Raw genomic sequence first — 20208 nt, forward strand, 5'->3', positions numbered from 1 at the left:
CTGATTTCTAGGCTCCTTTGGCTGTTATCCCATTCGCTCAGTAGTGGCAGGCCCGTACGCTCTCCCCGATCCTTTGGCTGTTATCCCGTTAGCTCAGTATCATCTGGAGGGGTGTGATCTTTCTTGTTATGAAACAGAAATTTAACGGGCTGGAAGGAATCTAGCCGATGGAATTCATGGTCATCTCGCTTTTCTGAGGCAAGGGGATAACAGTCCAAAGCCTCGATATAGAGGTAAACCGTGTAAGCAACGGAATCTGCTTCCGGTCTGTCCCTTTTCCATTAATATTTCGGCGAAGTTGACGTAGATTCTATCCTCAGTGGGCTTCCGCAGGAGTACCAAATTCCGACCCGCAAGGGCCCGAATCCGGATTTCCTTCCAATTCCAGCAATTGACCGTCTCTAGTATATAACGGGTTATAGAATTGACCGATTTGGCGAGCGGATATTCCCGCATAATGGCAAATAAAAGAACGGCGAAACCGGTTGGCGGAACGGTTCGGATAAGAACCGTGAATAACGCTGCCGTTAAAGAACAGAACATCGCCCGCGTTGAGCCGGGTAGGGATGACCTTCATCCCTTCAGGTACATTTACTTCTTCCTTGGAAAAGGAAACACTCGGGTCAGCCAAATGCGGGCACTCAATATAGAGTCGGTGAGAACCGGGCACCAGCATAATTCCTCCGTTTTCCTCATCCGACGGATCTATTGCTGCCCAAGCCGCTATACATGTGCCGGGCTGAACCTTCAAATAGAAATTATCTTGGTGCAGCGCCTGACCCCGGGCACCGGGGGGCTTGAAATAAAACATGCTTTGCGCCGCGATCGGCTCTTCCTCCAATAAATCCTCCAAGACATTCATGATATCCGGATGAAGCATATAGCGCTTAGCCAATTCATTGAACCGGTGGGGGTGCATAACCCGCGGAAATTGTTTCAGAATATCGCCTCCGGATTCCTCTGCGGAAACCGGTGCGAAATAACCTGGAATCGGGCCTTGTCGATGCATTTCCATAAAGGTCTCTTTAATCTCTCCTACCTCCGGTTCGCTTAACAGTCCTCTGACTATCGTATAACCCTCGCTTGCAAACTGCATTTTGTACCTTTCGTTACCCGCCTCCATTGACAAACTACTCTCCATCTCTTTTACCTCTCCTTATTATAAAATTTTGCCGAATTTCAATCATTCGATCCGGGCCGGGCTTCTCGTTGTCGGCAATCTTCACCGGCTATCGGCAGTCTTCACCGAAAAAGCGTGCGGTTCCCGCCACACGGCATGGCATTGTCCGACGGCGATCCCCCCTTTGCAAGGATTCAGGCCTTCTGGATCGGATGCTTTCATTGTAGAATGAGATGGAGAAGGGAGGAATGCTGGAAATGGCTGAATTCCTTAACGATCCTGCTGTCGAAACGGCAAGCCCCGCTCCGGGCATACTCGTTGCGGATCATTACTCCGAGCCCGATGGCTATCGGGTGTACCGTTCAAGAGGTACCAGAGACTGGTTGATTACCTACACCCTCTCTGGAAGCGGTTCGTATTGGATCGGTGAGCGGAATTGGACATGTCATAGAGGAGATATCGTCGTGCTGAAGCCGGGCACCGTTCATCACTATGCTGCCGGCGAAGGGACGATGTGGGAGTTTTATTGGGCTCATTTTATTCCCCAGCCTTCCTGGCTGGAATGGCTGGCTTGGCCGGAGCCGCATCCCGGACTGTTGATTGTCCGGTTGAACGATGCTTCCGTAGAAGCACGGTTACAAGCCGTATTCGAAAGGATGATCGGGGATTGCAGGTTAGAGCAGCCGTACTCCGGGCTGCTTGCCCTTAACGCGATGGAGGAAATGATTCTGCTGCTGGCACAGAGAGTCAATGATACGGCCAAGAGGCTGGATTCAAGAATCGAAGAAGTGCTCGGAATAATTACCCGTGACTTGAAGCAATCCTTCAGCATTGCCGGGTTAGCCCGCCAGGTGCAATTATCGCCTTCCCGCCTTGCACATTTATTCAAAGAACAGGTAGGCGATTCAATTGCAGCCACCCGGGCAAAAATCCGGCTGCGGCAAGCCGCGCGGCTGCTTGAATTCACTTCACGTACGGTCGCTGAAATCGCCGAGGATGTCGGCTTTCAAAGTCCGTATTATTTTACCAAACAGTTTACTTCCCACTATGGGAAGAGTCCTACTGCATACCGCAAGCAAATCCGCTAATCCGGAACACGGGCCATCCACGGCAGGGACTAATGCGGGCAACTCCCTCCCTTAGAGCACTCTATCCGGAAAGTCGCGGAAGTCGCTAGAGACTGCCTTTGCGGACTTCGCGGAATAAATCCACTCGGGAGGAGGCCGCTACTGCCTAAAATCCGTTCTTTCGGAGCCATGCGGCACATAGCCGCGTCCACTGCTGAACATGTTCGTCTTCTTCGGCTAATCCCAGACCATGACGGCCATGCGGGAATACATGCAGCTCGAACGGAATGCCGAAGCTTGCCAGCGCGTTTACAAACTTCAGGCTGTTCTGAACGGGTACGCTCAGATCATCCGCCGTATGCCATACAAATGCAGGTGGTGTATCGGCACTTACCCGGTTTTCAACTGAAAGCTGTGCCCGAAGCTCCGGCGATGGATCGGGCCCCAGCAGGTTGAGGCGGGAACCTTCATGCCCGCCTTCCCCGAAGGTAATGACCGGGTAGCACAGAACCATCAGATCGGGACGGGTGCTTTCCCGTTCAACAGGATCAGTGTTCCCCGAAGCGGCCGGGGCTTCCATTGTTCCGGCGGATGCTGCGAGATGCCCGCCCGCGGAAAATCCGAGAATGCCGATTCGGGACGGATCCACGCCCCAATCTGCAGCCCGATGCCGGACCAATCGAATGGCCCGTTGAGCATCGGACAATGGCAGCGGATGACGATGCGGCGCCACCCGGTAATCGAGAACGAAGGCGGTAATGCCGATTCCGTTCAGCCAACGGGCGACCGGTTCTCCTTCATGTTTCGCTTTATGTCTGTAGCCTCCTCCCGGGCATACGATCATAGCCGGCTTCGGCCCTTCTCCATCCGCCCAATAAGCGGTTATGGAAGGGGCTTCCGTTAAATGGGAATCATCCGAATATAGGGAAATTTTCATCTGAATCATCCTTTCTCCGCTGTTTTTTGAAAAACCGCACGACCGCACGAACTTCTTCTGCCTTTACACGTTCTGAATAACAATTTATCGTTGCCGGCTCTCTTCATCAGGATAATTTGATTATACAAGCTACCCGTAGAATAGGACAGTACAAGTAACTCAAGAGACTAGCGCATATTATTCCATCGATGGCCAGACCCTTGAGGAAGTCACCGGCTTGAGCTTTATTGAATGGCGTGATTTATGGCAAGAAAAGTACGGCCAGTAGGAGTCGAATCGAAGCTCGCGACAAGTGATATTCTTAGCCCTAAATAGAAAAACCCCCTCACCGCAAAAGGTGAGGAGGTATAGCGTCAAGCTTTTTACCCCAGGTTAGGCCGGTCTGTCAGCGTAACGGCCGCTTCATCGGTTCCATGCAGCTCGAAGATGACTATTTCATTCTCGCCTTCTTTTAGCAACGGACCCGGGATGTACAGCGTTTGCTGCGGACCGCGCTTCCAGTACCGCCCAAGGTTAAATCCGTTAATATAGGCTACCCCTTTAGTCCAGCCGGACATATCGAGGAAGGTGTCCGCCGCCTCCTCCACCTGGAAGGTTCCCCGGTAGAACACCGGCTTCTCAGAAACGGGACCGCTCTTCTGAAACTTCAGCGGAGAGAGATCATCCAACGGAAGCGTATGAATCGTCCAGTGATACAGAGCCTGATAGCCTAACCGGACCGCCTCCGTAATTCCTTTGTAGTCTTTTAACTTCGGTCCGTAGTTGACCCTTCCCATATTTTCAACGAGAATGCTCAGCTCGGCCCCCTCCTTAGGGATTTCCAGTTCGACCTTGGATTCCTTATCCCATCTCTCCAGAACTCCTTTATACTCGCCGTCCAGGAAAACGAGCGCCCGGTCGTGAACCTCCTGCAGGATGAGGCTCGCCTTCTCTCTCGGTCCCGACACCCGGGTCGTGTACAGAATGAATCCGTAATTCTGCCCCAGCTTCTCCATCGGCTCCGGACAGGTTCTTTCCACCGGACGGGAAAGCAGGGACAGGCTGTCGAATAACTCTGCGCTCGCGGTTAACGGTATCCGGCCATAAGCTTTCTTGCGGATCGGTTCCGGCAGAATCGACTCATCCACTTCAGCGTACTTGCCGATAACCTCACGGAAGGCATAATATTTCTCCGTCAGCTCCCCATTCTCGCTCAGAGCCGAATCATAATCGTAGCTGGTCACTGTCGGTTCATAAAAACCACCATAATTAGCCCCGTTATAGAAACCGAAGTTCGTTCCGCCATGGAACATATAGAAATTGACCGATGCACCGATCTTCAGCATATCGTCCAAAACGGCGGCGGCATCCTTCGCATCTCTCGTATGATGCTCTTCCCCCCAATGATCGAACCACCCGTTCCAATACTCCATGCACATGAGCGGCTTGTCCGGCTGGTATTCCAGCAGCTTGGAGAAAGATTCTTCGGTCCGGGAGCCGAAGTTGACCGTTGCCAGCACCCCGTCAACCATACCGCCCTGCAGCATAACGTCGGTAGGTCCGTCCGATGTAAACAACAATACATCCACTCCGCGACGAATCATGCCGTCTTTAAGATATTCCAAATATCGCTTATCGTTGCCGTAGCTGCCGTATTCGTTCTCGATTTGCATGGCGATAATAGGTCCGCCGTTCGTACACAGCAGCGGCTTGAGTTTCGGCAGCAGCACATCGTAGTACGCATCCACTTTATCGAGGAAAGGCTTATGGTAGCAGCGAAGCTTCATATCCGGCTCGCTCAACAGCCAGGCCGGCAATCCGCCGAATTCCCACTCCGCACAAATATAAGGACTTGGACGCACAATCACGTACAGGCCCAGCTCGCCCGCGATCTCAATAAACCGAACTAGGTCGGCCTGGCCGGAGAAGTTGAATTGCCCTTCATTCGGCTCATGAACGTTCCAAGCCACATACGTTTCAACGGTGTTCAAGCCGCAGGCCTTCAGCTTCAGCAGCCGGTCTCTCCAATATTCCGGGACGATCCGGAAATAATGAATCGCTCCCGATAGAAGCTGAACCGGCTTTCCGTCATACGTAAATTGCTTACCGCTAACCGCAAACTGTCCCATAGGAACCCTCCGTTATCAAATAGTCATAATATCCATACTTTTATAATAGAAAGCCCGGGACATTTGTACAATTAGCAAAGCATCCTTATTTTTGCACATTTTTGCTGCGGCAGTGGTATAATCACTTTAGTTGAAATCTTATAGTCGCTCCGTCAGTTAGGAGGATTGCGGTGAATATCGACGTCCATTTCCCAAACATAACCAGTACGCTGCAAATCGTCGGCTGCCACTTCAGTGTCAAGCCTCCGGGCTGGTCTTTCCCTAACCATCATCATTATCTTTTTGAGCTTCTGTACTGCTGGAGCGGAAGCGTTACTCATATGATCAACGGAAGAAAGCTTGATCTGCATGCGGGCGATTGGCTGCTGCTGCAGTCGGGGGTCCGGCATCAGATGCAGAACGTCTCCGGAGAAACTTATTCCTTTTTCAATCTTCATTTTGATATCGATGACCCCAAGCTGCGCAAGCTGTTAAGCGGCTCCAAATATAGACATATCACCAAGCAGGATTCGGAGCATTCGAGTCTGCCCCTGTATAAGAAAGAAATGGAGCTGCTGCTGTTACGAAGCTTACTTCCGGTTAACGGACAGTCTGCCGCTAACGGCACTTTGGAAGCTGTACCCGACGGGGGGCGCATAGAGCTTACCTCGGATAATCAAATGGCTCTGCAAGCCTATACCTTGCTGATCGTGAGAGAATTTATCCGTTTCTCCTCAGCCGGTGCCGCCGCCGTCCAGCAGAATTCTCCGTCTATCCCTAATGAAGCTACCCAATCGGAAGCGGATACCGCTCACGCGATTGAGGAGAAATTGCGTTCCATGATATTTGCCTCCGGCTCCATCTCGGATATAGCAGAAGAGCTTCACCTTAGCCGGAGTCAATGCAGCAAAATTTTCACCCGCGTTTACGGTATCCCGCCGCGCCAGTATTTAAGCCGGTTAAAGCTGAACAAAGCCAAGCAGCTGCTGGTAAACAGCGACATGACGATAGAGGAGATTTCTTCGCGGCTCGGCTTCGGCTCCATTAGTCATTTCTCCAGACAATTTCGCCGCTGGTCCGGCATGCCCCCTACCCAATTCCGGCCCAAGCCCAGCATTTCCAAGGAGTCCGGCGAAGCGGAGGGATAAGAGACGCTCCTCTCAGGTGTAAGAGTGATCGGTTTGCCGGGCTTTGGTAAAGAACGGCTTAAATAAAAATGCATATACGCGCTTATTCCGGGCATCGGCACGATATTCTATCGGTGCATTCATGGTTGCGACAACCAGGTACAAGAATAAACGGCTATCGCCGTCCTTAGGACGGGAGCGTTTACCGATGAAATATAAGAACAGGTATAGATGAAAACTTATACTTTCCTATATTTTAAAAAAAGCTCCTAACGGAGCCTCTTCGAAGACGAATAACCCGGTTTTAAAGGTAGCTTTTTATGCCAATTAGAAAGTTGTTCCTTTTTAACGCTTTAATGAACAAAACTTTCTAATGTGGTAAGAAAAAGGGCGTCCTCTTTAACAAGGACAGCCCCATTTTCCAAATCATTTATCGAAGTAAACTGCTTTGCCTGTCTTGGAAGATTCATAGATCGCCTCTAAAATTTCCGAAACGACGCAGGCTTGCTCCGGTGTAACTACCGGATCGGTATCATTCTCGATGGCCTCAATCCACAGTCTGGCTTCCAGATCGGCTTCACTGACCGATTTTCCTTCGTAGAAAGCGACTCCGCCGCTGTTCAGCGAAATTTTATTTTCATAAAGCCGGCTCCGCTTCTCGCCGTTGATCGTCAATCCGTCCCACATGTCCGCTCCGCCTTCGGTCCCGCAGAGAGTACATTTGGCTTCGCCGACCTGACGCATGTTCAACGCCCAGCTGGATTCCAGTATGATCGTTGCGCCGTTCTCCATCGTAATCATGCCGAAAGCCGAATCCTCGACCGTAAACTTCTGAGGATCCCAAGGGCCCCAGGCATTCGCCGCATCCGCTTTGCTCGACAGCTTATGGAAAGCCGTTCCGAGAACCGCCTTGGGCTTGTAATTGTTCATCATCCAAAGGGTCAAATCCAAAGCATGCGTACCGATATCAATGAGCGGGCCTCCACCCTGCTTCTCTTCATCCAGGAAGACCCCCCACGTCGGCACGGCACGGCGGCGAATCGCATGAGCCTTGGCAAAGTAAATGTCACCCAGCTCGCCGTCCCGGCAAACCTGGTGCAAATATTGGCTGTCGGTGCGGAAACGGTTCTGGTATCCGATCGTCAGCTTCTTGCCCGTCCTTTTGGCTGCTTCCACCATTCTTCTGGCGTCGGCTGCCGTCTTGGCCATCGGCTTCTCGCACATGACATGCTTTCCGGATTCCAATGCGGCAATGGAAATATCGGCATGGGAATCATTAGGTGTGCAGACATGAACGATGTCGATCGAACCGTCGGCCAGCAGCTCCTTATAATCCTCATAAACTTTCGCATCCGCAGTGCCGAATTTCTGAGCGGCCTCCTGCGCTTTCTGCAGATCGATATCGCAAAACGCCACCATTTCTACCTTGTCGATCTTGGCGAGACTTGGCATATGCTTGCCGTTGGCAATCCCGCCACAGCCAATAATAGCTACCCGATATTTAGTCGTCATCGTAATCCTCCAATCATTTGATTATAAGTAATTGGTTTTCAGCCAGCGCATACTGGTTTCAATGCTCTCCAGAGGCGGATTCTGACAATGGTCCTGTTCCACGATCAACCATTCGGCACCGGCAGAGCCTGCCGCCGATATGACCGCCGGAAGGTCAATTTCTCCTTGGCCCAGTTCAACGGTTTGAGCCTTGCCATTCTCCAGAGTCCGCATATCCTTCAAGTGAATTAGAGGCACTCTTCCCGCATATTTGCGAATATATTCCAGCGGATCCTGTCCCCCGTGATGCACCCAGCATACGTCCATTTCGACAAAGCATTCTTCGTTACTCATCATGCCGAACAGCCGGTCAAAGAGCCTCTCGCCGCCAACGGTCTCGGTCAATTCGAAGTCGTGATTGTGGTATCCGAAGCGAATCCCGTGCTTGGCCAATTCACGGCTGGCCTTCTGGAATAAGGATACCGTATCCGCAAGGGCTCCCTCGGAACGCTGCTCCACGGTTAAATAAGGACATACAACATAGGAGGCGCCGATAGCGGCATTCATTTCAACAACCTCTTCCAGCCTGTCCTTCAAATCGCTGACGGAAACATGACTTCCAATTGCTCTCAACTGAAGCTCTTCCAATAGGTTTTTTAATTGTGGCGGTGTCATTCCTCCATATCCGGCAAACTCTACGCCTTCATAGCCGAGTGCGGCTACTTTTCTCAGTGTGCCTGGAAAATCACGCGCCGTTTCGTCCCGCAAAGTATACATCTGCAGGCCGATCCCCATTCGCCCCATGGCCATTCTCCTCTACATGAAATATTTTACGCCATTTAATCTACTGATTTGCCCCGAACCTTGCTTTCATTCTAAACCCGGGTTAACTATAATGAGAATGAATGATCTCACTATATCATGAACTATCTTGCTATAATAATAACCTGGAAGGAGTTGCTGCAATGCATGGAACGGCATATTTTGCAGAGAGGCATGTGCTCACGGCAGGCTATTCCAGACATAACAAGCCTCATACCGTTAGCGAGAAAAAAGGATTAAACTGCTACTTATTACGATGGCAAACCCAGGGAAACTGTTTCGTATGGGTACGGGACAAATATGAATGGATCCAGCCCGGAGACCTGCTTCTTCTGCGTCCTTCGGACCCTTATGAATTGATCGTAGGCTACCAGAATCCGAACTCTTTGAAGAGATTAAGCAAAATCCACAGCTCGGACTATTATTTGATGGTCGTCGGGGAATGGTTCGATCAATGGTGGAGGATTCGTGATCGCCCTACGAAAGTAAATATAGCACCCGATGAGCGGCTGTTAGCGATTTGGAGACAGATCGTACAAGAGAAAAGAAGAGTTAACGACCAAAGCGAGGAAATCTTGACCTGCTACAGCCAAATTCTGTGCCTGACCATCGACCGGCTGCTGGATGAAACCAGACAATCACCGAAGAAATCTTCTCTGTCTTCCATCCCTTACCGGCTGAAAGAATATGTCGAGCAGCATGCGACAGAGCCGATAACGTTGAAGCAAGTCGCCGAATCGGTAGGGATCAGCCCGTCCCGGGCCAGCCATTTGTTCAAAGAAACTCACGGCAAATCGATCATCGACTACGCAATAGAGGTCCGGCTCTCCATTGCCAGGGAAAGGATGGAATACAGCTCCATGACGCTTGAGCAGATTGCGGAATTTTGCGGCTTCCAGAGCTACTCCTATTTCCACCGTGTATTTCGCTCAAGATTGGGGATTTCCCCCAGTGAATACCGGGAACGAATGGACCGGGAAACCAACTCGCCGCTGTCTCCCGGCTCCCGAAAGTCCCCTCCCCGAGACGATAAGCGCTGACATTAAGGGGTGCAGCAAGCCTTCAAATGCTATGGAAAAGGCGGAATTTTTCAACGACAGCATTCGGCGGCCGACAGTGTTCGACGTCACTTTCCGCTTCTCCTGCCGGCAGCCCAGAATGCCAGAACAATCAGCGGAATGGCAATAAACCACGGAATCGTAATGCTGCCCCCTATCAGAAACGCCAACAAAAGCAATAGAACGATGCCAATAATAATATACAAACAGCCCCTGCCAAAAGTCTCCAACCCCCGCCCTCCTCTCCGGAATATCCGGGGAATGAAATGCCACTCTATTTTTATTCGCTGCCGGCCGCAATCATTCCTGCGGATTGTTCACAGGCGTTGGAGTGAATCTCCTTTTTCTGGACGTCTCTTGCAGTAAAAATTAAGAAAACAGAGAAGCCCGTTCATCCGCGCTATCCGAATAAATGCTGGAAAGCATAACGGGCAGCCACGGCAAATCCGGCGCCGGTCACCGCACCGAAGACGACATCCGAAGGATAGTGATGTCCGAGATATATTCTGGACCAGCCTACGGCAAACGCGGCTAGATACATAGCCGGAGCAATCGAAGGAACAGCCAGGCTGATGGAAGTGGCGGCCGAGAAGATGGCTGTCGTATGGCCGGATGGGAAGGAATGGTCCGAGAGAAGCTTGGCCGGAGCCTGCAGGTGGGGAAGCGTAACGTATGGCCTTGTCCGGCCGAAGGATCTTTTGGCTGCCTGCACCGCCAGATGGCTCGCCGTCAAGGAGACGATTCCGTCCCATCCGAACGGGAAGGCCAACGGCAGAGCCATCAGCAGGGCGACCGTAAACATAGCCCCTCCCAGATGAGTAATGGCGGACATGGTTCTATCCATCCATCGGGATCTCATTTTCCCGTTAATAAAGTACAGTAAACGAATTTCGTTTTCCCTTATTTTTCCAATCCAATGCTGCAATCAGACCACCTTCTCTCGTATGATCTTGGAGTGTTCGTTTCGGTTGGCAGACGGCTCCGGATGAGTCATTGTGTACAGCGTAATGAGCAGAGTCAGGAACGACAGGGCGACGATCAGCAGCCTGACTAATCGGTCAACTTGGATGGTCCCCATAATTACTCCTCCATTCAGCCTTTTTTCTCATTATCTCACGCGATTTTCAAGCTTATGTTATAGGGATATTAATCCACTGTAAAAGTTTCGAAAGACATAACAACGAAGGACAATCCAATTTCGAGAATTGGCTCGCTTCCCGTCACTTCACCCATGTTGCAATGGAGAGCACAGGTGTCTCCCTCCTTCCAGCAAAAATCAATCTAAAGTTAGGTTTTATGCCGGTAAAAATATATGTTGACGCCATGTTAACGCAGCGGAAACGCAGCGGCGGACAGAAAGCCTGCAATTGTGCATGCTTTTGGCCATTTTGCCCGTAGTCCGCAGCAATGCCTGAAAAAATACATCTTTTTTCTAATTCCAGGGGGGGATCGGGTGATTGGAGACCGAAATTAATGTATTTTCGCAGGCTTTTCTCCATAGGTGTCTGAACCGCTTCTAAATGGATGTATTATCGCAGGAATTCTTGCCTGCATTAACGGCGTCTAAACCTTCCTCTAAATACGATAGTTCCTCTTGCTTTACTTCGATAAAGGTTTATACATTACACTTTGGGGAGCCCTGTTAAATCCCCCACAAAGTGACGCATAACCTTCTAAGCCTATTCATGGTACTTTGCGGGGAACCCCCTGAATTGAAAAAGGGCCGCTCCGCCAACGGTTGCCCGCTGATGGAACGGCCTGAACGTCACCCGCGCCCGTTCGTGTTAATTAAAGCCAACACTTCTTCAATTGCTGTATTCGTTCTACAGGGTTAGGACGACTTCGTGATCCTTGCCGTCATCACTCAAATCGACGAAAGGACCTTCCTCCCCGAATTCGGTTAAGGGGATCTTCCGGCCGTCCACCTCAAAGACCGCCGCACCGTTGCACTTGCGCTCCGGATTGCGGATCGTGATCCGGTATGAGGCATCTCCATAGCGATAACGGATGGTGACCTCCGGCCAGTCTGACGGAATGCAGGGCCGGATATACAGACGTGCGCCGCGCCGCTGCAGCCCGAGAATGCCCTCGAGGCCGACCTGATACATCCAGCCGGCGGCACCCGTATACCAGGTCCATCCGGCATGCCCCTTATGCGGGTCCGTCGTGTAGACGTCTGCCGCCATCACGTAAGGCTCGCCGACATAGCGCCGCACCTCTCCGGGCGTCCGGGTATGGGTGATCGGGTTCAGCATATGGAACAGCTCGAATGCTTTGTCCCCGTTGCCAAGCCGGCACCAGGCCAGAATCCCCCAGAGAACGCCGTGCGTGTACTGCGCCCCGTTCTCGCGAATCCCCGGCGGATAGCCTTGAATATACCCGGGAGACGGATCGGTGTGGTCGAACGGCGGGGTGAGCAGCCGGACAACGGACAGGCTGCGGTCCACCAAATTCCGGTCGAACGACTCCATGGCGCGATGCGCCTTGTCGGGCTCGCCCGCTTCCGAAATAACCGACCAGGATTGGGCAATGGCGTCTATCCGGCACTCGTTGTTATGGAGCGAGCCCAGCCACTGCCCGTCATCCGTGAAGGCTCTCCGGTACCATTGACCGTCCCAGGCATGCTCGTTGAGGGATGCGGCCAGTTCACCGCGGACTTGCCGGTAACGCTCCGCCCTGTCCGGCTCTCCCCGGCGGGCGCACAGGTCGGCGAACCGGTCCAAAATATAGCATATAAACCAGCCCAGCCAGACGCTTTCTCCCCTTCCGGCATCCCCTACGCGGCTTAGCCCGTCGTTCCAGTCCCCTATTCCGATGAGCGGAAGCCCGTGCTCTCCGAAGCTCAGGGAGCGGTCAATGGCGCGCAAGCAGTGCTCATAGATGGTCCCGCTCTCTTCCGAGACGACAGTCGGCTCATACCGTTCCAGCTCGCCTTCTCCCAGCGGATCACTATGCAGATAGGGCGCAGTCTCTTCCAGGATGCTCTCATCCCCGGTATGCTCCAGGTACCTCGTAACCGCATAGGGGAGCCATAACAGGTCATCGGAGAATCGCGTCCGGATCCCTTTATGTGTCTCCTCGTGCCACCAATGCTGCACATCCCCTTCTATATATTGATGGGAGGCATGCAGAATAATTTGCGAGCGGGTCAGATGGGGCAGGCTGTGCAGCAAGGACAGGGAATCCTGCAGCTGGTCCCGGAAGCCGTAGGCGCCGCCAGCCTGATAGAAGGCCGTGCGTGCCCACATGCGGCAGGACAAGGATTGGTAGAGCAGCCAGCCGTTCATCATCAGATCCATTTCCGGACTGGGGGTAGAGATCTGAACCTGCTCCAGAACCCGATCCCAGAAGGCTGCGACCTGGCCGAATGCCTTCTCGCATTGACTTGCTTGCTTATACTTCCGGACCAGCTCCATGGCGGATTCCCGAGAATCCTCGCAGCCCAGCAGCGTATAGACCGTCACCTGCTCGCCCGGCTCAACGGACAGCTTGGCTTGTACGGCCCCGCAGCTGTCATACACCGGTCCCGTCCGGCCGGATAATCTGCTTCGGCCCATCGCGGCCGGCCGCGCCGGTGTACCGTTGCGCCCGATAAATTCCTCGCGGTCCGCTGTCCATGACAATTCCTTACGGGCGCTTGCCGGCATCTCCTTATCCCCCGTTCCGGTTAAATCATCGGAATCCGTCAGAACGGTCAGGAAAGCGGTCGCCTCGCGGAACGATTCTTGATAAGTGTTGCGGGCATACAGCATGGAGGCGCGCTCGTCCCACTCCGTCACGATGAAAGGAGACGTTGCTTCGCGGCGCACCCCAAGCACCCAGTCCGCATAGTACGTTACCGACAGACGGCGCTTCTCCTCCGTCCGATTCGTCAGGCTTAAGCGGATGACTTTCACGGGATCGTTAAGCGGTACGAATACCGTCATCTCCTGAGACAGCCCGTGGCTTTCCTGGTTGTAGCGGGTAAATCCCCTGCCGTGCGTCACCGTATGGGAGCTTCCCGCCTCCGTCCGGCCATGCGGGATTTGCCAGAATTGGCCGCTTTCTTCATCGCGCAGATAGCAAATTTCCCCGGGCCGGTCGACAACCGGATCGTTGGACCATGGGGTCAGCTTGCATTCCCGGCTGTTACGCCACCAGGTATAGCCCGTATACAATTCGGACAGAACCGTACCGAATCGAGGGTTGGCGATCACGTTCACCCAAGGGGCCGGCAAGTGGTTTCCATTTTTGATGACGATCCGGTACTCCCGGCCGTCCGGACTGAAGCCCCCCCACCCGTTAAACAATGTGAGCGGCTCGGCGGCTTCGGCAGAAGGTTGATCCCGCGTCGTCGTAATCGAAGGATTCCGCTGCTGCCAAGATTCTTTCGCCGGCACCGGAGAAGCCGACCATTCCTGTTGGCCGCTTCCGCGAGCCGGCTTAAGCTGTGCCTTGAGGCTCGGCCCCCCTGCACGGAGAAGCACTCTCGCCGTAGCCAGGAGCAGCGTCTTGTCCTCTTCCGAAAGCTGATTGGCCGCTACCAGGAAGATGCCCCCGCGGTCATTGCCGAAGCGGACCGCTCCTTGCTCCGCTATACGCCGGATCGCTTCCTGCAGATCCTGCTGATAACCGCCCTGGGATTCGTTCAGAACAACCAGATCGAGCGGCATCCCCAAACGGCGCAAGTATTCATGGCCGACAAGCAGCTTCGTAACGAAGGCCAGGTTAGCCGTATCGTCAATGCGGACCAGCACGATCGGCCGGTCTCCGGAAATTCCGTGGGACCACAAGCCGGACTGGCCCCGGACATTGTCCGCAATCCTCCGGGATTGCTCCTCGGCAAGCGTGTGGGCATACAGAGCCCGGCCGGCAAGCTGTTGGAACAGAGCCGCATCCGCCGCTTTCAGATGCAGATGCCTAAGTTCAATCTGACTGCGTGTCCAGGCCATCTGGAAGCTGCGCTCGACTTGGTGGCCGCTGCCGAACCGCTTCATCATTTCAATCACTTCTTCCCGAGAGTCTGCCACTCCCGTTACGGCAAACAATTGGACCCGCTCTCCCGGCTTCAGCGTCAACTGCCTCCGCATGATGAAGGCAGGATCGGCGACCGCCCCTAAGGTGCCGCCAAGCCTGGAGCGAAGACCTTGCGGATCGGCCAAAGTATGCCCGCGACCGATGAAAGCCGCACGGTCCGACTCGTACTCCACGGGCCCATGTTCGGAAGCAATTAGGGCGTGAGCGGCCCACAGAGCCTGCTCGCCCCCGTCCCGCGGCCTTCGTTGGGCAAGCAGGCACTGGGCATCCGGACAGTATTCCGTCTTCACAAATAGCTTGCTGAAGGCCGGATGCGCATCGTCCGCATCGGGCGGAGCAAGGACGACCTCCAGGAAAGTCGTTACTTCAACCGTCCGAATTTCCTTCCCCCGATTAGTGAGGGTAAGTCTGCGGACTTCCGCATTAGCCTCCGGAGAGACACAGACCTCGAGATGGGTGGCGAGCTCCTTATTCTCGCGGGTATACACGGCCTTCTCCAGCATAAATTGAGTCAACTGCTCCTTGACCGGCACTAGGCAAGGCTGATGTGTCGCCGACCAGACGGCATCCTCGGCGACATCGCGAATATAGATATAGCTTCCCCAGTCATCGGCAACAGGGTCCTCACGCCAGCGGGAGACCGCTATTCCCTCGTATCTGCTGAACCCGCTGCCGCTGTTGGTCAGAACGGTCGTGAAGGTCCCATTGGACAATACACAGACTTCCGGAGAAGGCGTATCCGGAGAGGAGAATTCCCGCGTCGCAGGGACACCCTCGAGCTTGGCGGCCGGGCGGGGCACTCGTTCCATGACCAGTCTCTCAATAACTTTTGGTCGCGCCGCTGCCCGTTCCTGCAGCAGCAATTCCGCTGCCCGCACCCGCTTGTCGCTGTGGAAACGGTCATACATTTTATGCGGAAGCAGCAAATTTCCCAGGGTGAGCAGACTCATTCCCTGATGATGCGCCATAAAGCTGCGGACGATCTGATATTCCTGATCCTTGGGCATCCTTTCCTGTGTAAAATCGATCGCTTCATAGTACCCATATTTGCCCCGGGCACCTAGCTTCTCCATCCTTCGCAGATCCTCAAGCCCCTGATCCCGGGCGTAGGGCAGTGCCATAATCGTCGCGTACGGGGCAAGCACCAAATCCTGTTCAAGTCCCCGCTTGAATCCGAGACCGGGAACACCGAACGCCCGATATTGATAGTTAAGGTCATAATCGAACGCGTAGTATCCGGATTCGGAAATTCCGAACGGCACCCCCCGGCTGTGAGCATATTGTATTTGTTTACGGACGACACTGCGGTACGTGCGTTCCCATATAGTGTTCGGATAGGTTCGCATGATCAGCCACGGCATCATATATTCAAACATGGTCCCCGACCAGGAGATCAATGCCGCTTCATTGCCGATCTTCGTCATGGTCCGTCCAAGCGCGAACCAGTGAGATACGGAAATCTGGCCGAGGGCAATCGCGACAAAGCTGGCCTGTCTCGCTTCGGAGGCAAGCAAATCATAGAGAATCCCTTCCCGCTCTCCCGCGGCCACATGATAGCCGAGCGAGAACAGCTTGGCCCGATGATCGTACAGAGGCCGGAAATCCGTCTCCTCGATTAATGTTTCCAGCCGGGCCAGGAGCTGGTGACCGTATGCGAGCCACTGCTCCCGGTCGGCCGCCTCCGCAGCAGATTCCCCGGAACCTTCATCATCCTCCGAAGGAGCGAAGGGGCCTTCCCCTATAGGAAGCCCGGGCTCATCGACCTCACTTCTCTCCGTCGGCTCCCACTCCACGGCAAATTCTTCATGGACGGAAAGAGTGGGCTTGCCGATACCTGCCTCCGTGTTCTGTCTTCTATCGTTCTCCCGTTTTGAATAACGGCCCCTGTCGACCTGCTCCTTACCGGAGAAGCCCTGCAGCCCGAAGTCTGTCCGCAGCCACTCCGCCAAGCCTTCCTTCACCGTCATCAGACTGGCGACAAAATTACCGGAATCGACAGTTGATACATATAACGGAGGCAGGGGAGCCAGCGTAACGGTATCGTACCAGTTGTACAAATGACCATTCCATTTATCCATCCGCTCGAGCGTCCCCAAGGTCCTCCCTATTCTTTCCATCATTCCGCGGGTGTCGATAAACCCGAAATCCCTTGCCGCTAACGTACAGGTTAACAGAAAACCGATATTCGTCGGGGAGGTGCGATGAGCAACTCCGTTCGGCGGATCCAACTGCACGTTGTCCGGCGGCAGCCAATGATCCCGTTCCCCGGCGAAGTCTTCGAAATACATCCAGATTTGCTTGGCCAAGGTTCGCAAATGCTGTTCTTCCTCACGGGTGAAGGAAACGGCCGAACGGGACGGACGCTCGTCCAGCCAGCGGATGCCCAGCGGAGCCAACGCCCATATAAGCGACAAAATAAGCCCGATAGCCGGCCCGTAGCCCGGCGCAAAGAGCGAAACCACGGCAAAAAGTGCGGTGCAAGCCAATCCCCGGCCCATCCCCAATACAGGGGCGCCGTCTTTTCCAGAGCTGCGCCGTTCGATTTCCGCAGAGCTGACCCATTCCAATAGATGCTTCTTGGAAATATACAGCCGGTAGAGACTTCTTCCCGCGGCATCAGCCATTATTACCGCTTGGTAGGGCAGCGTTCCAATCGCCAGCAAAGCTTGGCCGATGGATGCCAGCAGGCCTCTGATCCGCAGCCCTCTTCCCAAGGCTGCCAGTTGACGTATGACCGGCAGCATGAAGGTAAGGAATACGACGGCCAGCCAACGGACGGGCGATCCGGGGAGAATGGTCAGACCCAGCAGCAGGATAAGAAAAAGAACCGGAGGCATCAAGCTTCTCCGCAAATTATCGATCATCTGCCATCGGGTCAAAGCGGATAAATCGATGGGCTTGAGCGTGCCCCGCCGGTCACATATACGGGGAAACAACCAGCAGACCAACTGCCAGTCTCCCCGCACCCAGCGGTGCAGCCGCATTTGGTACGAGCGGAAGGTGGAGGGATAATCATCCACCAATTCAATATCCGAGAGCAGGCCCGCACGCAGAAACCCGCCCTCCAGCAAATCATGACTGAGCACATGGTTGTCCGGAATTCGTTCGCACAATACCTGATGGAACGCCTGGACGTCGAAGATGCCTTTTCCCGTAAAAATTCCTTGCCCCAATCCATCCTGGTAAGGGTCCGATGCGGCGAAGGAATACGGATCGATGCCGGGGTTCCCCGACCATAGACCGGCCAGGCGGGAACGCATGGCCGCCTCCAGACTGGTTCCGATCCGCGGCTGAAGAACACCGTACCCTTCAATTACCCGGGACTTGCTCTCGTTAAGTCGGGGACGGTTATAGGGCAGATGGATCGTGCCGATCATTCGCTGGGCCGACCCGAGCGGAAGCTGCGTATCCGTATCCAGTGTAATAATGTAACGAATTCGCTGCAGCACGGAGTCATCTCCGATGGTGTACTGATAGCTCGTGTCCCGGCTTCCCTGCAGGTACTCTACGAATTCGACCAGCTTGCCGCGCTTTCTTTCCCATCCCATCCAAACTCCTTCGGAGGCGTTCCATTGTCTTCTTCTCTGATAGAGATGGAAGGTCGTCCCTCCCTCCCGGGAATACAGATGGTTCAGTCTTTCAATATGGCCCTTGGCGCTTTCCAGGATGATTTGATCCTGTGGCGTGCTCTCCGTCTCGGCATCCGTAAAATCACCCAGAAGAGCGAAGTGGATGTGGGGATCGCGGTTAGCCAAATAGTGAAGCTCCAAGCGGTCCGCCAGCTCCCGCACCTCCTCGGCTGTGGACCAGATGACGGGAATGACGACCATCGTCGCCGCTTCCTCGGCGATTCCCGCCGAAAAATCATATCTCAGCAAAGGGCGCGGGCGCGTCAAGCGTTCAATCAGCCAGTGCGCCGCGGTTACGGCCCATTCGCTGGCCGGCAGAACCAGCAAGAGGGCAACGACTATCCAGTGGACGGGCCGTAAATCATAACCCGCTCCCATCCATAGGGTGAAGCCTAGCAGGGCGATGAAGAAAGCAGCAGACAGCAGAGAAAAATAAGAGCCGGTTCCCCGGCGAGTCATCCCCTGCGGCCTCATCCGCAAACGAGATTCACTGCACATTTTGAGCGCCTGACGCAGCTTCTTAATTCCTTCATTCTCCAACAAGTAATAAGCGAGGAAGGTCTGTCTCGGCAGCTCCGGCACAGGTCGGGAGGCGCTGTGGTCCGCCCCGGTTACGGTTCCCTCCGAAGCTCCCTCTACCTCCCGCGATTCGCTGCTCGCTTCGATAGCTTCGGCAGCTTTGCCGGCATCTGCCGGAGAATTCGACCCGTCCCGAGTCACTTGACCGGATTTCGCTTCGGCGTAAGCGGCTTCGGCCAGCTCTACAGCCTGCCTGGCAACCAGGTTTTCCGGCACCCGCAGCCCGCGGGCGATCTCTTCCACCCGTTTGCGTATCGTGTCTCTGCTGGATTCATCCAGACGGGGATAGACGCCGGTAGCGTCTTCCCGGAGAGTTTGCTCTACGAGGCAAATTTTCTCGAAGGTCTCTCTCCAGTCCCATCGCTCCACCCTGCGGAAGCTCCCGATCAGATGACCGGCTGTCGCTTGAAACCCTGCCTGAAGCTGATGCTCATAAGTAACCAGACGATCCAAGCTTTCCGGACCGTTCTCGAGCTTGCATAACAGCCACTCTCGCACCATGGAGGCATCGTCGGCCCACTCCCTGAGATGGCTTACCATATGAACGATCCACGGGCCGGACAAGGGAATATCCTGTCCCGCTTCATCCAGCGCTGTACGGAGAACTTCCGGATCCAGCCTGGCCGGTTCTATTTTGTTGAGAAAATGCTGAACTTGGGCGCAGACCTCTCTTCGTTCACGAACAAGCTCCATTTCTTTGGCCAGCCGTGTCATCAGAGAGACTCGCAGAATAAGCGGAATGGCCCATGCTTCCGCAATGGTCAGGACCGAGACCTCCTGATAGGCCCGGATGTAGGTAGCGAGTGTTTCCGGATCAGCGATGCCGTCCACATGCTCCAAATAATCCGCACAGACCGATTGAATCCGCAGCTCGCCGCTCTTGCGCAGACAAGGCAGACGGCGCAAAGCATAGGAAGATAATTCTTCACGAACCGTTAATTCCTGCTCTTCTATAAATTCCGCATTATCCAACAGCCATTCTTCCGCAGGCTGCGAACAATTTGTATCCTTATTCTGCAAAGACCGCACGAACGAACGCAGGCTGTCCACGTCCGCATTAAAATTTCTCCATAACCGCGCAGCTGGACGCATCGCCGCACGAGTATCGTGCTTCAGTGCCAGCTCTCGAGCTTTCTGCCTTAATGAATCATTGTTAAGAATCATGAGTCCCCCCCGAAGAAGGCCAGTAGTTTTGACAAAAATTTCATTGCCCATGCAATGAAGCACCAGTTCAATCTAAATATTCCCATCTTGCCCTGCTTTTATTAATTTCTG

At 53.9% G+C, this 20208-nt stretch carries 13 protein-coding genes; 3 read left to right on the forward strand and 10 right to left on the reverse strand.

Going from position 1 to position 20208, the window contains the following annotated elements; translation table 11 throughout:
* Positions 1 to 316: 316 nt before the first annotated feature.
* Positions 317 to 1141 carry a phytanoyl-CoA dioxygenase family protein gene (locus ACTHRH_RS01310; protein ID WP_440413681.1) on the reverse strand — a complete coding sequence of 275 codons (825 nt, stop codon included), beginning with the start codon at positions 1139 to 1141 and terminating at the stop codon, positions 317 to 319.
* 236 nt (positions 1142 to 1377) lie between these two features.
* Here ACTHRH_RS01310 and ACTHRH_RS01315 point away from each other — a divergent pair, with 236 nt between their 5' ends.
* A complete protein-coding gene (locus ACTHRH_RS01315) occupies positions 1378 to 2208 on the forward strand; it encodes a helix-turn-helix domain-containing protein (RefSeq protein ID WP_440413683.1) in 831 nt (276 codons plus the stop codon).
* Positions 2209 to 2353: 145 nt separating this feature from the next.
* Here ACTHRH_RS01315 and ACTHRH_RS01320 read toward each other — a convergent pair whose 3' ends face one another.
* Both ACTHRH_RS01320 and ACTHRH_RS01325 read right to left on the reverse strand, forming a co-directional pair.
* The gene (locus ACTHRH_RS01320) at positions 2354 to 3124 is read right to left on the reverse strand and encodes an alpha/beta hydrolase (protein ID WP_260982019.1); all 771 of its coding nucleotides are present in this window, start codon (positions 3122 to 3124) and stop codon (positions 2354 to 2356) included.
* A 362-nt stretch (positions 3125 to 3486) separates the two neighbouring features.
* Positions 3487 to 5232: a glycoside hydrolase family 35 protein gene (locus ACTHRH_RS01325; protein ID WP_440413685.1), complete on the reverse strand. Its 1746-nt coding sequence runs from the start codon at positions 5230 to 5232 to the stop codon at positions 3487 to 3489.
* 170 nt (positions 5233 to 5402) lie between these two features.
* Here ACTHRH_RS01325 and ACTHRH_RS01330 point away from each other — a divergent pair, with 170 nt between their 5' ends.
* Positions 5403 to 6359 (forward strand): AraC family transcriptional regulator, encoded by a 957-nt coding sequence (locus tag ACTHRH_RS01330; protein ID WP_440413687.1) that lies wholly within the window; start codon positions 5403 to 5405, stop codon positions 6357 to 6359.
* 405 nt (positions 6360 to 6764) lie between these two features.
* On the opposite strand, the gene ACTHRH_RS01335 is transcribed toward ACTHRH_RS01330, so the two are convergent.
* Both ACTHRH_RS01335 and ACTHRH_RS01340 read right to left on the reverse strand, forming a co-directional pair.
* The gene (locus ACTHRH_RS01335; RefSeq protein ID WP_150959185.1) at positions 6765 to 7850 is read right to left on the reverse strand and encodes a Gfo/Idh/MocA family protein; all 1086 of its coding nucleotides are present in this window, start codon (positions 7848 to 7850) and stop codon (positions 6765 to 6767) included.
* Between the two features lie 21 nt (positions 7851 to 7871).
* Positions 7872 to 8633, reverse strand: coding sequence for a sugar phosphate isomerase/epimerase family protein (locus ACTHRH_RS01340; RefSeq protein WP_150959184.1), 762 nt, complete (start codon positions 8631 to 8633; stop codon positions 7872 to 7874).
* 161 nt (positions 8634 to 8794) lie between these two features.
* Here ACTHRH_RS01340 and ACTHRH_RS01345 point away from each other — a divergent pair, with 161 nt between their 5' ends.
* On the forward strand, positions 8795 to 9691 hold the full coding sequence (locus ACTHRH_RS01345) for an AraC family transcriptional regulator (RefSeq protein ID WP_440413690.1): 897 nt from the start codon (positions 8795 to 8797) through the stop codon (positions 9689 to 9691).
* An 86-nt stretch (positions 9692 to 9777) separates the two neighbouring features.
* Here ACTHRH_RS01345 and ACTHRH_RS01350 read toward each other — a convergent pair whose 3' ends face one another.
* The 5 genes from ACTHRH_RS01350 to ACTHRH_RS01370 form a co-directional block, all read right to left on the reverse strand.
* On the reverse strand, positions 9778 to 9939 hold the full coding sequence (locus tag ACTHRH_RS01350) for a hypothetical protein (protein WP_186328249.1): 162 nt from the start codon (positions 9937 to 9939) through the stop codon (positions 9778 to 9780).
* A gap of 170 nt (positions 9940 to 10109) precedes the next feature.
* A complete protein-coding gene (locus ACTHRH_RS01355; protein WP_191964278.1) occupies positions 10110 to 10553 on the reverse strand; it encodes a phosphatase PAP2 family protein in 444 nt (147 codons plus the stop codon).
* 81 nt (positions 10554 to 10634) lie between these two features.
* Positions 10635 to 10787 (reverse strand): hypothetical protein, encoded by a 153-nt coding sequence (locus ACTHRH_RS01360; RefSeq protein ID WP_191964277.1) that lies wholly within the window; start codon positions 10785 to 10787, stop codon positions 10635 to 10637.
* Positions 10788 to 10929: 142 nt separating this feature from the next.
* Positions 10930 to 11208, reverse strand: a complete 279-nt coding sequence (locus tag ACTHRH_RS01365; RefSeq protein ID WP_150959181.1) for a hypothetical protein — start codon at positions 11206 to 11208, stop codon at positions 10930 to 10932.
* A 324-nt stretch (positions 11209 to 11532) separates the two neighbouring features.
* Positions 11533 to 20097 carry a GH36-type glycosyl hydrolase domain-containing protein gene (locus ACTHRH_RS01370; protein WP_440413694.1) on the reverse strand — a complete coding sequence of 2855 codons (8565 nt, stop codon included), beginning with the start codon at positions 20095 to 20097 and terminating at the stop codon, positions 11533 to 11535.
* Positions 20098 to 20208: the final 111 nt, after the last annotated feature.

The sequence above is a fragment of the Paenibacillus sp. SAFN-117 genome, from assembly GCF_051966115.1.
In the GTDB taxonomy this organism is placed as follows: Bacteria; Bacillota; Bacilli; order Paenibacillales; family NBRC-103111; genus Paenibacillus_L; species Paenibacillus_L residui.

Coding starts and splice junctions, on each gene's coding strand:
- ACTHRH_RS01315 (WP_440413683.1), top strand. CDS start 1,378: ATGGCTGAATTCCTTAACGATCCTGCTGTCGAAACGGCAAGCCCCGCT.
- ACTHRH_RS01320 (WP_260982019.1), bottom strand. CDS start 3,124: ATGAAAATTTCCCTATATTCGGATGATTCCCATTTAACGGAAGCCCCT.
- ACTHRH_RS01370 (WP_440413694.1), bottom strand. CDS start 20,097: ATGATTCTTAACAATGATTCATTAAGGCAGAAAGCTCGAGAGCTGGCA.
- ACTHRH_RS01335 (WP_150959185.1), bottom strand. CDS start 7,850: ATGACGACTAAATATCGGGTAGCTATTATTGGCTGTGGCGGGATTGCC.
- ACTHRH_RS01360 (WP_191964277.1), bottom strand. CDS start 10,787: ATGGGGACCATCCAAGTTGACCGATTAGTCAGGCTGCTGATCGTCGCC.
- ACTHRH_RS01355 (WP_191964278.1), bottom strand. CDS start 10,553: ATGGATAGAACCATGTCCGCCATTACTCATCTGGGAGGGGCTATGTTT.
- ACTHRH_RS01340 (WP_150959184.1), bottom strand. CDS start 8,633: ATGGGGCGAATGGGGATCGGCCTGCAGATGTATACTTTGCGGGACGAA.
- ACTHRH_RS01365 (WP_150959181.1), bottom strand. CDS start 11,208: ATGGAGAAAAGCCTGCGAAAATACATTAATTTCGGTCTCCAATCACCC.
- ACTHRH_RS01310 (WP_440413681.1), bottom strand. CDS start 1,141: ATGGAGAGTAGTTTGTCAATGGAGGCGGGTAACGAAAGGTACAAAATG.
- ACTHRH_RS01325 (WP_440413685.1), bottom strand. CDS start 5,232: ATGGGACAGTTTGCGGTTAGCGGTAAGCAATTTACGTATGACGGAAAG.
- ACTHRH_RS01345 (WP_440413690.1), top strand. CDS start 8,795: ATGCATGGAACGGCATATTTTGCAGAGAGGCATGTGCTCACGGCAGGC.